At 50.6% G+C, this 12,923-nt stretch carries 13 protein-coding genes; 9 read left to right on the top strand and 4 right to left on the bottom strand.

Annotation, left to right across the window (positions count from 1 at the left end; all coding sequences use genetic code 11):
• The first annotated feature begins 77 nt into the window (after positions 1-77).
• The 6 genes from ACO0K4_RS00250 (at position 78) to corA (ending at position 6,199) form a co-directional block, all read left to right on the top strand.
• Positions 78-2,201, top strand: a complete 2,124-nt coding sequence (locus ACO0K4_RS00250; RefSeq protein WP_422954612.1) for a ribonuclease catalytic domain-containing protein — start codon at positions 78-80, stop codon at positions 2,199-2,201.
• Between the two features lie 69 nt (positions 2,202-2,270).
• Positions 2,271-3,167, top strand: coding sequence for a TonB family protein (locus ACO0K4_RS00245; RefSeq protein WP_422954611.1), 897 nt, complete (start codon positions 2,271-2,273; stop codon positions 3,165-3,167).
• A complete protein-coding gene (gene aroE, locus ACO0K4_RS00240; RefSeq protein WP_422954610.1) occupies positions 3,164-4,042 on the top strand; it encodes a shikimate dehydrogenase in 879 nt (292 codons plus the stop codon). Before ACO0K4_RS00245 ends, aroE begins: the two co-directional genes overlap by 4 nt.
• Positions 4,039-4,725 carry a monofunctional biosynthetic peptidoglycan transglycosylase gene (mtgA, locus tag ACO0K4_RS00235; protein ID WP_422954609.1) on the top strand — a complete coding sequence of 229 codons (687 nt, stop codon included), beginning with the start codon at positions 4,039-4,041 and terminating at the stop codon, positions 4,723-4,725. Before aroE ends, mtgA begins: the two co-directional genes overlap by 4 nt.
• Positions 4,722-5,150 carry a hypothetical protein gene (locus ACO0K4_RS00230; protein WP_422954608.1) on the top strand — a complete coding sequence of 143 codons (429 nt, stop codon included), beginning with the start codon at positions 4,722-4,724 and terminating at the stop codon, positions 5,148-5,150. Before mtgA ends, ACO0K4_RS00230 begins: the two co-directional genes overlap by 4 nt.
• Before the next feature lie 83 nt (positions 5,151-5,233).
• Complete coding sequence (corA, locus tag ACO0K4_RS00225; protein WP_422954607.1) at positions 5,234-6,199, top strand: magnesium/cobalt transporter CorA; 966 nt, start codon at positions 5,234-5,236, stop codon at positions 6,197-6,199.
• A gap of 433 nt (positions 6,200-6,632) precedes the next feature.
• On the opposite strand, the gene ACO0K4_RS00220 is transcribed toward corA, so the two are convergent.
• From ACO0K4_RS00220 to thiD, 4 genes are all read right to left on the bottom strand, one after another.
• On the bottom strand, positions 6,633-8,540 hold the full coding sequence (locus ACO0K4_RS00220) for a bifunctional diguanylate cyclase/phosphodiesterase (RefSeq protein WP_422954606.1): 1,908 nt from the start codon (positions 8,538-8,540) through the stop codon (positions 6,633-6,635).
• A 12-nt stretch (positions 8,541-8,552) separates the two neighbouring features.
• Positions 8,553-9,254: a transglutaminase-like cysteine peptidase gene (locus ACO0K4_RS00215; protein WP_422954605.1), complete on the bottom strand. Its 702-nt coding sequence runs from the start codon at positions 9,252-9,254 to the stop codon at positions 8,553-8,555.
• Between the two features lie 120 nt (positions 9,255-9,374).
• Positions 9,375-10,658 carry a glutamate-1-semialdehyde 2,1-aminomutase gene (gene hemL / locus ACO0K4_RS00210; RefSeq protein ID WP_422954604.1) on the bottom strand — a complete coding sequence of 428 codons (1,284 nt, stop codon included), beginning with the start codon at positions 10,656-10,658 and terminating at the stop codon, positions 9,375-9,377.
• 123 nt (positions 10,659-10,781) lie between these two features.
• The gene (gene thiD / locus ACO0K4_RS00205; protein WP_422954603.1) at positions 10,782-11,612 is read right to left on the bottom strand and encodes a bifunctional hydroxymethylpyrimidine kinase/phosphomethylpyrimidine kinase; all 831 of its coding nucleotides are present in this window, start codon (positions 11,610-11,612) and stop codon (positions 10,782-10,784) included.
• Between the two features lie 187 nt (positions 11,613-11,799).
• Between thiD and ACO0K4_RS00200 the strand changes: the two genes are divergently transcribed.
• The 3 genes from ACO0K4_RS00200 to ACO0K4_RS00190 all read left to right on the top strand — a co-directional run bounded on the left by ACO0K4_RS00200 (position 11,800) and on the right by ACO0K4_RS00190 (position 12,913).
• Positions 11,800-11,970 carry a rubredoxin gene (locus ACO0K4_RS00200; protein WP_422955403.1) on the top strand — a complete coding sequence of 57 codons (171 nt, stop codon included), beginning with the start codon at positions 11,800-11,802 and terminating at the stop codon, positions 11,968-11,970.
• Positions 11,971-12,116: 146 nt separating this feature from the next.
• Complete coding sequence (locus ACO0K4_RS00195) at positions 12,117-12,518, top strand: response regulator (protein WP_262837715.1); 402 nt, start codon at positions 12,117-12,119, stop codon at positions 12,516-12,518.
• 29 nt (positions 12,519-12,547) lie between these two features.
• Positions 12,548-12,913 (top strand): response regulator transcription factor, encoded by a 366-nt coding sequence (locus ACO0K4_RS00190; RefSeq protein WP_262837714.1) that lies wholly within the window; start codon positions 12,548-12,550, stop codon positions 12,911-12,913.
• The last annotated feature ends 10 nt before the right edge of the window (positions 12,914-12,923 follow it).

Below are 12,923 nucleotides of genomic sequence, written 5' to 3'. Positions count from 1 at the left end.
GTGCCGATCATACATCGATGTCAGACCCATATTAGATAAACAATAGCCGGGCAACCGGCGCATCAAAGAAGTATTGCATGAACTTATTTTTTGAAGAATCCGGTGATTTCAAAGCAGGTAGCGTGTTGTCGCAGGCAGGTGAGGCATATCAGGTTGAGCTGGCGAGCGGCAAGCGTAGCAAAGTCAAGGCGAAGGATGTGCTGTTGCAGTTCAGTTCCCCCGATCCTGCCACATTGATGACTCAGGCTAAAACATTAGCGGCTGAGATTGACCTGGCATTTTTATGGGAAGTCGCGGGCGAAGATGAATTTGGTTTTGCTGAATTGGGTGCCGAATATTTTGGCCACGCACCAACGCCCGACGAAGCTGCCGGCCTGATTCTGGCATTGCATAGTTCACCGGTTTACTTCTACAAAAAAGGCCGCGGCCGCTACAAAAAAGCGCCGGAAGCCTCGTTGAAGGCCGCTCTGGCAGGGATAGAAAAGAAGAAGCAGCAGTTGATCGTGCAGGCGGCGTATGTTGAAGAGTTGAAGCAGCATAGATTGCCTGCCGCATTTGCATCACTGGCGCTGCAACTATTATTCAAGCCGGATAAAAACAGCATTGAATATAAAGCCATGGCCGAAGCCTGTGATGCCTTGCAAACTTCACCAGCACGCCTGATGCTGGCATGCGGCGGACTGAAGAGTGCGAAAGACCTGCACTTTTCTAAATTTTTGTTTGAGAGTTTTCCTAAGGGTGTGGGTTTTCCTGCGGCGCCTATTCCTGCTTTGCCGACAGATTTGCCGGTGGCAGACGTGCAGGCTTTTTCGATTGATGACGTAACCACGACCGAGATTGATGATGCGTTCTCCGTCGTTGAGTTAGGCGGCGACCAGATACGCGTCGGTATTCATATTGCGGCACCGGCGCTGGGTATACAGCGAGGTGATGCGCTTGATGCCATTGCACGTTCCCGCATGTCCACAGTGTATATGCCAGGCGATAAGATCACGATGTTGCCCGATGCACTGGTCGAGACTTATACGCTCGGCGAAGGCCAGACGCGTCCGGCACTATCTTTATATGTGACGCTCAATACCACAGACTGGTCTGTCGTTAGCACCGAAACCAAGGTCGAAGCAATACCGATGGCGTCGAATCTGCGTCATAACGATCTCGACGCACTGGTGACTGAGGAGAACCTCGCAAATAACGCTGGCGAGTATCCGCACAAAGCCGAGATCGCCAGAATCTGGCAATGGGCGCTGGTGCTGGAGCAAGGGCGCATGGCGAAGCGCGAAAGTTTTGGACTTAAGCCAGAGCAAACCAATCGCGTCGATTTCAATTTTTATGTTGAGAATGACGTCGTCTCTATCATTCGCCGCAAGCGTGGTGCGCCGCTGGATAAGATGGTTGCCGAGCTGATGATTTTTGCGAATAGTACCTGGGGCAAATTCATGGCCGATCACGGCATTCCCGGCATTTACCGCGCGCAGGGTGGCGGATCCGGTGGCTGGGCCGCCAAGATGCAGGTGCGCATGGTCACCCACGCTGCGCCGCATCAGGGGCTGGGCGTCGATCAATATGCATGGAGTACTTCGCCGCTGCGTCGCTATACCGACCTGGTGAATCAGTGGCAGATCATCGCCTGCGTGCAGAATGGCGTAACCGCACCGCTGGTAGCGCCGTTTAAACCCAAAGACGCCGACCTGTTCGCGATCGTGTCCGGTTTTGACGCTGCCTATTCCGCCTACGGCGACTTCCAGTCCACGATGGAAAGATACTGGTGCCTGCGCTGGTTGCAACAAGAAGAGGCACGTCAGGTTGAAGCCGTAGTGCTCAAAGATGAAGTACTGCGCCTGGTCGATGTTCCCTTGGTCATCCGTTTGCCGGGTATGCCGCAAATGGCGCGCGGTGCACAGGTCAAGCTCGACATCCTGCGCTGGGATGAAGTAGATCTCAGCGTTGAAGCGCGTATTCTGGAAATGTTATCCCGCGTGACGGAAGAAGGCTTGGGCGATGTCGAAGACGATGCTGCGGATGGCGAGGTTGCCGAGGTAGCGGAGGATATGGCTGATCAGTCTGGTGAAGCTGGCGAATTGACTGTTACGGAAGAAAGTAACGGCGCTACAATGTCAGGCGAAGTTGATGCCATCGATGCATTGAACGTGTCACAGCAGGCCGGGCATCACGTCAATCCGGCGCAAGCAGACAACTGAACATAGTCCGCAAGAGTAGTCGATGACTTCTGATCGCCGCCTTACATTAAAAAAACGACGAAACTATTTGTGAAATCCATTTTTGATAATCTGATTCTGTCCACTGCCATCTTGATCTCCCTGGTCTTGCACGGGACGATTTTGTTATTGCACTTTGTTTCTCCCCGACCTGCCGAAGCTGTTGCTGCGGATCCCGGTCTGGAAGTGATTTTAGTCAATGCTAAGCATGATAAAAAACCCTTAAAAGCAGAAGCATTAGCCCAGGCCGATCTTGATGGCGGTGGTGCGAGCGATGCGGGGCGTGCCAAGTCACCGTTGCCAGATATGCGCAAGACCGAGAACGGCGACAGCATTATGACGGCGAAACGCAAAGTCGAAGAGCTGGAAGAACGACAAAAAAAATTGATGGATCAGGTCGATTTGAAAACGCCGTTCAGATCTACTAAAACCAGTGACAGCAATAAATCAGAAGACAGCAAACAGAGTAGCAATGGCCGCGATAATGTGGACAGCAATCAGGCGCTGGCCAGAATGGCTGCGGAGATTTCACAGACCATAGAAGATCAGAACAAACGTCCGCGTAAAACCTTTATCACGCCGAGTACGCAAGCAGTTGGCTATGCCATGTATTACAAGGCCCTGCAGAAAAAAGTCGAGGACATCGGTACGCTGAATTTTCCTCAAAAAGACGGCAAGAAGCTGTACGGTGAATTGATTATCTATATTCCGATTTTTCAGGACGGCACCATCTACGAAAAAGATGGTGGACCAAAGGTAGAAAAATCATCGGGTAATCGCGCGCTGGATGCGGCTGCTTTGCGCATTGTGCGGCGGGCGGCGCCGTTTGGCAAGTTCCCGGCGAATATGCGCTCGAATGATAAAGATGATCTCTGGGTCGTCATTACTCGCTTCAAATTCACCCGCGATCAACAACTTGAAACTGAGTTGCGCGGAGGTCCTAATTGAGTACCTTGAATAGAACCGCGGCAAGTGACCGTTACGTCGTCATCGGTAATCCGATCGCGCATAGCAAGTCGCCGGCGATACATGCGCACTTTGCCTTGCTGACGGCCCAGCCAATCGATTATCAACGCCTGCTGGCCCCTTTGGATGGGTTTGCACAGACCGTCTTATCCTTTCTCGAATCTGGCGGTAAAGGAGCGAACGTCACGGTCCCTTTTAAGCTTGAGGCCTTTGCGCTTGCCACACAATTGACGCCGCGGGCGCAAGCTGCCGGTGCGGTCAATACGCTGAAGTTTGACGGCTCCTTCATGCTTGGCGACAACACAGATGGTCAGGGTCTGGTTGCCGATATCGTACGCAATGCGGGTGTGACGCTTCAGGGAAAGCGCGTATTACTGCTCGGCGCTGGCGGTGCCGCACGCGGTGCGCTCTTGCCCTTGCTGGAACAACACCCTGCACAGCTGGTGATCGCCAATCGTACCGTTGCGCGAGCAGAAGAGTTGGTCTCGCTGGCGCATCAACATGGACCGCTTACAGGGATCGCCTCTGTTGTCACCAGTAGCGCGTTCAGTGATGTAAGCGGTGAATTCGACATCGTCATCAACGCCACCTCCGCAAGTTTGCATGACGATGTACCGCCGGTTCCTTCAGGTATTTTTACTACCAATACGCTGGCCTACGACATGATGTATGGGGCAGCGCCGACAGCGTTCTTGCGCTTTGCCGCCGGTCATGAGGCACAGATCCGTGATGGCCTTGGAATGCTGGTCGAACAGGCGGCAGTCGCCTTTGAGTTCTGGCGCGGTGTATTGCCTGAGACTACGTCCGTTCTGGCAGAATTGCGCAGCGCGCTGATGGCCGCGGCGGTGTCATCATGAAGCGTTTTTTCGTGTGGCTGATTCTGTTGCCGATACTTTTATTCATTTTGCTGCAGGCGTATTTTTTTCTGCAAATTTGCTGGTGGGTACAATTCAATCCATCGTCGACCAGTTTCATGCGCCAGCAATTAAGCGTACTGCAAGAGAAAAATCCAGATGCCAGGCTTCAGCATAAATGGGTACCGTATAACAAAATTTCGAACAACCTGAAGCGCGCTGTGATTGCCTCTGAAGATGATAGTTTTGTCGATCATGACGGCGTCGATTGGGAGGCCATGCAAAAAGCCTACGAAAAAAATCAAAAGAAGGGCAAAGTAGTGTCCGGTGGTTCGACGATTACACAGCAGTTAGCCAAGAATTTGTTTTTGTCCGGTCAACGCAGTTATCTGCGCAAAGGACAGGAATTGATCGTGACCTACATGCTGGAACTGTGCATGGATAAAGAGCGGATTCTGGAAATTTATCTGAACGTTGTTGAATGGGGTGTCGGTGTATTCGGTGCCGAGGCGGCATCTCAGCACTACTACGGCATCAGTGCCGCTGCGTTGGGGCCAGCTCAGGCGGCACGACTTGCCGTGATGCTGCCCAAGCCGCGCTATTTCGATAAAAATACCGGATCGGCGTATTTACAAAGGCGTAGTGAAATGATTTTGAAACGCATGAATTCTGCGGAGTTACCATGAGCTTGCAGAGACAATCCGGTGCAATTAGTTTGCTGATGACCTCGATTGTGATGATGGTCGTGACGTCGTTAGCACTCGCCTTCTTTTATTTCATGCGTTATGGTGAATTGCCTTTTCACGATGCGCTCCTGCGCTGGACGAAGTCCGGTGATGCGATCTCTGCTGGTATCAAGGACGCGGCCAACTTACGTAACCCCATAGGACAGACGATTACCGCAGATTCAGAGGTGCGCCGTTGTACGATCAAGGGTAAAGTCGTGTTCTCCAATACCGACTGTCTCGATACAAATACAACGACACGCACAGTCAAGCTGATCGATAACAAGGGTTTTGAACCTCCTAAAGCGCCCGCATCCAGCGGTGAAAATCAGGCGAGTGGCGTAGTTGACTTGCGTGAGCAACTGATCAACAAGCAAGCTCGCTGATGTCGATGTCCTTGTCATCTTGTTTGAACATGTAAGATGAACAGGTTTACAATCCAGCCATCCGTTTTCGCCGGAATCCATCCATGATTAATGTTTTCGTCTTACACAATGGCCGCCTCAGTCAGATCAATGTAGAGAACCGCGAAGATCTGGAGAATACGTTGCCGATCTGGGTCGATCTGACCGATCCGAATGAAGAAGAGCGTGAGTGGGTCAAGAGTATTTATGGCGTGACCTTGCCTGGTGAGGATGAGGTCAAAGATATTGAAGCCTCAGCCCGTTACTACGAAGCGGATAATGGCGATCTGCATTTGCGCACGGATTTTTTGATTGACGATGATGACGAGCCAGCCCGTACCGTCACAGTCGCTTTCATCCTTGCCCGCGATATCCTGTTCTCTGTTCATACTCTCGATTTACCGGTATTCCGGCTGGTGGGTATGCGCGCCCGTTCGCGGCCTGGTTCGATCAACGATTACAAAGATGTCTTGCTGGATTTGTACGCAACGGATGCCGAATATTCTGCGGATGCGCTGGAGGGGATTTACCAAAATCTCGAAGAGGTCAGCCGCGCAGTATTGCAAAAGAATTTCTCCGATCAGGATGCGGCTGCCGCGTTGAATGCGATTGCGCAAGAGGAAGATCTGAATGGCCGGATTCGCCGCAATATGATGGACACGCGCCGGGCTGTGAGTTTTTTGATGCGGGGGCGCCTGCTGAATGCCGACCAGTTTGAAGAGGCGCGGCAGATCTTGCGCGACATTGAATCACTTGATGGTCACACTTCATTTTTGTTCGATAAGATTAACTTCCTGATGGATGCGACCGTCGGTTTTATTAATATCAATCAGAACAAGATTATCAAGATTTTTTCTGTGGCCTCGGTCGCCTTTTTACCGCCGACGCTGATCGCCAGTATTTATGGTATGAATTTTAAAATTTTGCCCGAGTTGCAATGGGATTGGGGATATCCGTTTGCACTGGTATTGATGCTGGCTTCCGCCATCGCCCCGTTCTTGTATTTCCGTCGCCGCGGCTGGTTGAAATAGATCATTTTTTCACGCCACCAAACGATTGGAGTGCGTCATTGCTAATACAGCTCGTACGCAAAAAAACATTTCTAAAAACTGAATCCGCAATGCTGATGCGCCTTCTGGCCTGAAATGCTTCTGAAAGCCGCACCCAACGTACGGGTTCGAGACTAGACACTGCTAATAATCCTTTAATCGATATTTCATAGAAGCCCTTACTCCTGCTCCCTCTGCTACTCCGGCCTTTCCTCTGTGTCTCCGTGTCTCCGTGTCTCTGTGGTGAGAGGTCTTGGTTTTGGCGTTGGTCCTATCGATAGGATTTTTAATTTGAAGGTTTTTAGAAGTTCCCGCATGGATTTTCGGAATTTCATGGCGGATGAATTCATTTGCCCCAGTACCGCCGCAACATCGCGTTGTTGCTTTGCTCCGGACGGAAATTAAACACACAAAACTAGAGTAGCTTCACGCCTGACCCGGTTGCTCCGGTCAGCCCGAGCGTGGCGAGGGCATTGAACTCCTCTTCAGATACGACAGCTTCGGCAATGACTTGTGTGCCTATGCGGCTCATGATATTCGTCATGCCTTTGATGAACACCTGGTTGCTCTCATTATTGTTGATGCTGCGTATAAAGCTGCCGTCAATCTTGAGGTAATCCAGTTTGATGTCATGGATTAAATTCATCTTGCTGAGCTGATGTCCTGCATGTTTGAAGCCGATCTTGCAACCAAATGGCCGCACCATTTGCTCAAAGATTTTAAAGCCGTCGAGCTGGGCGAACACGCCGTTCTCAGGTATCTCCAGCCATAGGCGATGGCACAGATCGGTATAGGTTCCCATCAGCCGGCGCAGCTCTTCCCTGAATCCCGCATCGCGTATAGAAAAGGCCGACAGATTAATCGCCAGCCCCGGCAACTCAGGTTGCTGGCCCAAGGTAATGAGGCCCAGCGAAACCGCACTCAGATCGAGTTGTGCGGATAAACCTAACCGTTCTGCAATCGGGATAAAGCGGCCAGCCGCAAACCAGCTACCGTCAAACATCAGGCGCAACGCAGTCTCCTGATGCAGCAAGCGATGAGTGAAATCAGTGACAGGAAATACTGCGAGTTTGACGCGGTTTTGCTGCAAAGCCTGTTGTATCAGATTAGTCCACTCGTCTTTACTTTTTGGTGCCTGCGCAATGCCGAGAGGCACTGCGCGACGGGCATCGCTCTGGCTACTCATTTCAGCGCTGGCAATCGCCGTATCGACTTGAGAGAGCAGGTCGCCTGCAGTCATGCCATAGTCAAATTCGCCATAGCCGATGCAGGCTTTGCATGGATGCTCGCCCGCTTGCTCTAGCGTGTATTTCACCAGATCGAGCAGCGTTTTTGCTACTGGCTCTGCGTCGGTCTGACGGCACAAAACAGCAAAGTCTGATCCGTTCAGCCGGGCTGCGAATCCTTCTTCTAATGCCAGAATATGTTGCTGCAAGGCCTGCCCAATATCTTTGAGTAGTGCATCCGTTTTTTCACGCCCCCATTGCTGATTCAGTTGAGCGAAGTGCGTCAGATGGAGCATCACCAGAGTACCGGGTGCAGCATTTTCTTCCTCCGTCATGACTTGTAGCTGTGCCATAAAATGCGTGCGGTTTGCCAGGCCGGTGATCGCATCGGTATTCGCCTCGCGGCGTAAGTTGTCGAGTCTGGTTGCTTCTTCAGCGAACATGGATTTTAATAAATTGACTGATGCATTCATCGCAACCGATAGTTGTTTTAACTCGGGTACCTGTGACTCGGGTGTCGTTACAAAGCGTCGCTCTGACAAGGCATGTGCTTGTGCAATAACAGAATCCAATGGTTGCTTCAGACGACGTAATACCCGTGTACCCAGATAGCCGGAAATCAATCCGGCCAGGCCAATCGCTCCCAGCATATTGCAAGTGGAGTCCCATAAGGCTTGATAGGCAAAACCGCTTTGCGATATCAGAGAAATCGTGCCGACTTGTTTCCAGCCATCGCTGATTTGCGCTTGGCCCGGAATGGAACGAATCGGGAACAGACGAATAAACCATTCGGGTATTTGAGTTTTTTCTGCTGCAGTTACACGCTCGACTATTTTCTTGCCGTCGGGGTTGGTGATGCTGATGCTTTCGTAATGCCCGCGATCGAAGAGGGCTGCCACCATTAATTCGAGATCCACAGGATCGGCGCTTTTCTGACTGATCGATAGGGCGAGAACGCTGGCGTTATCGGCATTTTTCATCCTGAGCTGTTCATTCAGATAGGCTCGCGAACTGAGTGTCGACGCCAGTAAACTGCCTATCGATGCGAGCAGTGTGCTGAGAATGATGGCAAGCCAGAGTTGGCGATACATAGACATAATACGTTTCCTTTAAAAGCCTTCGCGTCGTGCACGTTCTAACAAGTCCTGCCACCTGGATAGCCGGCTGGTACCACCGGCACCCGCTACGGCATTGGCCGCAGCACCGGAGAAAACTCCCTGACTATTAAAGCTAAATATCGGTGTTAAGTCTTTACGTTGTGATGCCGGATGAATCTCGGTATTTAAATTATCCAGTACCAGAGGCTCGCCGTCCGTAGAGGGAGATGGGTAGTATGCCAGTATCATATGCGCTTGCTGGGTGCTGCCGCCAGTACCGTCGGTATTCTCAATCCGCGCTTTGACATAGATGAGACGCAATTGATTATCTGGAACATTCATGCTGCGCAGAGTAAAGTATTTCGCAATGACGAAGTCTTCACAATCGCCTTTACCCTTGGCCAGCGTTTCCATCGGTGTTGCCCAATAATCGGGGACGCCCCAGACTTCCTGATCTTCTGCGTAGCTTATTTTTTGATTGAAAAAATCGTTGACGGTTTGTAGCTTGACGGCGATTGATGTCGTCGTGTTCGCCTTCACTAATTTTTGCCATTCATTCAATGCTTGCTGAGTGCCGCCCAGCGCCTTGATACTGGCTTGTAAGCGCGGAAAGTCGAAGGCATTGACCGTCAATAGCATGCATAAAGCGGACACACAGAATGCCAGCTTGCTTAACTTATTCAATACAGGCAATTGACGAGAGCGCGATGACAAATTAAGTGTCCGTGGGTATCACATCAAGAGACAAAAATGAAGACTGCACCAATCTGCTTTGTACTTTGTATCGACGATGGCGTACAGGCTAAGCTGATGCAGTATTTGGTTACTGTAGCATTAATTCAATTGAGCAAAGGCGTGTCGGGCAGCATCTATCGTTGCGGCAATGACGGCGTCATCATGCTGGGCGGAGACAAATCCCGCTTCAAATGCAGAGGGAGCCAGATAGACACCGGCATCAAGCATGAGATGGAAGAAACGATTAAATTTTTCCTTGTCGCTTGCCATCACGCTTGCATAACTGTCCGGGACGGAATTGGCAAAATACAGGCCAAACATGCCGCCTTGAGAATCGGCGCAAAAAGAGATACCGGACTCTCTGGCGACCGCACTCAAACCTTCAACCAGTTTCGTGGTTTGCGCAGATAAATTCTCGTAGAAGCCTGGCTCTTGTACTAGCTTCAGTGTGGACATGCCTGCTGCTACAGCAACTGGGTTGCCGGACAAAGTTCCTGCCTGATAGACGCCACCTAAAGGTGCCATGTGCTGCATCAGGTCAGCGCGTCCGCCGAACGCTGCCACGGGCAAGCCGCCACCGATCACTTTGCCCAGCGCAGTGATGTCTGCCTGAATCCCGTATAAGGCTTGCGCGCCGCCAAGGCCGACGCGGAAGCCGCACATGACCTCATCAAAAATCAAGACACTGCCGTAGTCCGTACACAAACGACGCATTGTCTGAAGAAATTCTGGCGTCGCTTTGATCAGGTTCATGTTGCCGGCAACCGGCTCGACAATCACGCAGGCAATGTCTTTACCATAGGCCTTGAAAGCGTCTTCCAGTTGTTGCGGGTTGTTGTAGTCCAGTACCAGCGTATGTTTCGTGAAATCCTCTGGAACGCCTGCCGAGGTCGGATTACCAAAGGTGAGTAAACCGCTACCGGCCTTCACCAGAAGGGAGTCTGCATGACCGTGATAGCAGCCTTCAAATTTGATAATCTTGTCACGCTTGGTTGCACCGCGCGCCAGTCGCAATGCGCTCATTGTCGCTTCTGTGCCGCTGGAGACCAGTCGAACTTGCTCAATGGACGGAACCAGACGACAGATTTCTTCTGCCATCAGAATTTCACCTTCGGTTGGGGCGCCAAAACTCAGGCCGCGCATAGCGGCTTCCTGAACCGCTTTGACCACGAGAGGATGAGCGTGGCCGACAATAGCAGGCCCCCAGGAGCCGATATAGTCGATATAGCGTTTGTCTTCTGCGTCCCAGAAATAAGGGCCTTCAGCACGGGTGATAAAGCGTGGTGTGCCGCCTACTGAGCGGAATGCCCGCACGGGTGAATTGACGCCGCCGGGTGTCGTTTTTTGTGCCCGGGAAAACAGGCTGTCGTTTTTATTTATCATGGTGATGCAGTGTCAGGTAGGGTCAGATAGGTAATGATGAAAAGATCAAAAAAAGTACGCATCCAAGCATGCTGCTATGTCTTGCGATGCATTGAAAACGAGAATCAGTAAAAGCAGACTTAATTATTCGGGTTCTTTCGCCCAAAAATAGCGATCCGGGATCAGCTTGCCCATGCCCAGACGTTGAGCATGACCAATTGCCGCGACGGTGAATTCTTGCGCTTCAAGTACCGCTTCCGGAATTTCTAAACCATTGGCCAGAAGCGCAGCAATACTGGCGGATAAGGTGGTGCCGCCACCAGCATGTGAACCGTGGACTCTTTGCCAGTGATCATTGCGCACCACGCCCGATTCATCGAATAAAATATTAGCTACTTCTGCTGTGCTGGTTGGCGTGCCTGTGACCAGAACGTATTCGCAACCGGATTCAATCAGGGTCGCCACATCTGCCAGCATTTCTTCCTCATTGCTGGCAAGGCTTTGCGCACCGGTTTCGCGCCAGGTCTCTGCCAGTCTGGATAATTCAACGGCGGAGATCAATAATAAACTTGCTTGCGGAATGAGGAGCTCGCGGATGGCCAGCAACAGATCCTCTGCTTCCGGTACTTCCGGCATGCCGGAATTAAATGGATCCAGTATCAGCGGCATATCCGGATAATCGGAGACGATTTCGGCAATTGCGGTGACTGTTTCTACGCTCGCTATTTGTCCGACTTTGAAGGCGACGACAGGCATATCCTCGAGGACGGTGCGGGCCTGATCCGTGACCAGATCGGTTTCCATCGGATAGATGTCATCAATTTGTGAGGTGTCACCAACAAGGATGGCCGTAATGACCGGCAAGCCGTGACAGCCCATTGCAGCAAAAGAGGCAAGATCCGCCTGCACGCCGATTGCGGCAACCGGATCGGAGGCCCCAAAGGTCAAAATAAGTGGAGAAATTTGGTTTTGCACGTTTGGTAGATTAATATAGTCGACTTTGTAGAGGTTATTGCTCAATATTCCGGTGGTGTTTTCAATTCAGGCACCAATATCAGTGCTAAAAAGTGCATGCTTAGGACTAGCGGGAATGTTTTGCGACAATCTCAGTATTTTACTTGATTGAAGGGTTTTGGTCGTGAGTGATAAAGAATCAGCAACTATAGAATTGAAGTCATGGATGTGCCTGATTTGTGGTTGGGTCTATGATGAGCAACAAGGCTTGCCCGATGAGGGCATTGCGCCTGGAACCCGATGGGAAGATGTGCCGATGAACTGGACTTGTCCCGAATGCGGCGCCCGCAAAGAAGATTTCGAGATGGTTGCGTTCTGATTTAATTGTTTAAAAATTAATTTTTAAAGTGGTTTGGTGTTGCGTGTTGTACTCGAATGTTTATTCTGGGAAAAAATCATCGCAAGTTTGTCATTTTTTGTTACAGTGTCAGATGATTTTAACCCCAGTATCTTAGAGATAATCTTATGTCAACGTTGACAGGCAATGAAAGCTTGAAAATTATGGTGATCGACGACAGCAGCACGATTCGTCGGTCAGCAGAGATTTTTTTGGGGCAGGTGGGTTACAAGGTGGTTTTGGCAGAAGATGGCTTTGATGCTTTGGCTAAAATTAACGACTCTCATCCTGATTTGATTTTTTGCGATATCTTGATGCCAAGGCTGGATGGATATCAGACTTGCGCGTTAATCAAAAAAAGTGCCAAATTTCGTGACACGCCGGTGATCATGTTGTCTTCAAAAGACGGCTTATTTGATCGTGCACGCGGAGCGATGGTAGGATCAGATGAATATCTGACCAAGCCTTTTACAAAAGACAGTTTGCTCAAGACGGTGCGTAATTACACATCCGGCACGCCATCCAAATGATTTAACCGTATTAAATGTTGAGGTAAAAAATGGCTATACAGAAAATTTTGGTAGTGGATGACTCTCCGACCGAGCGTTATTTTTTAACGGATATCCTCGTTAAAAATGGTTTTTCAGTATCAACTGCTGAAAATGGTGAAGAGGCACTGACAAAAATCAAGGCCGATAAGCCACAATTGATTTTGATGGATGTGGTCATGCCTGGTCAGAACGGATTCCAGATTACACGTGCGATCGCCCGTGATCCTGAAACACAGGACGTTCCTGTCATTATCTGCACCAGCAAGAACCAGGAAACGGACCGTATCTGGGGATTGCGTCAAGGTGCTCGTGACTACCTCGTCAAGCCAATTGACCCGCAAGAATTATTGGCAAAGATAGCCGCACTCGGCTGATTGTTTTCGT

This window comes from Undibacterium sp. RuTC16W (assembly GCF_049339445.1).
GTDB lineage: Bacteria > Pseudomonadota > Gammaproteobacteria > Burkholderiales > Burkholderiaceae_D > Undibacterium.
This window is presented reverse-complemented; position numbering and strand designations above follow the sequence as displayed.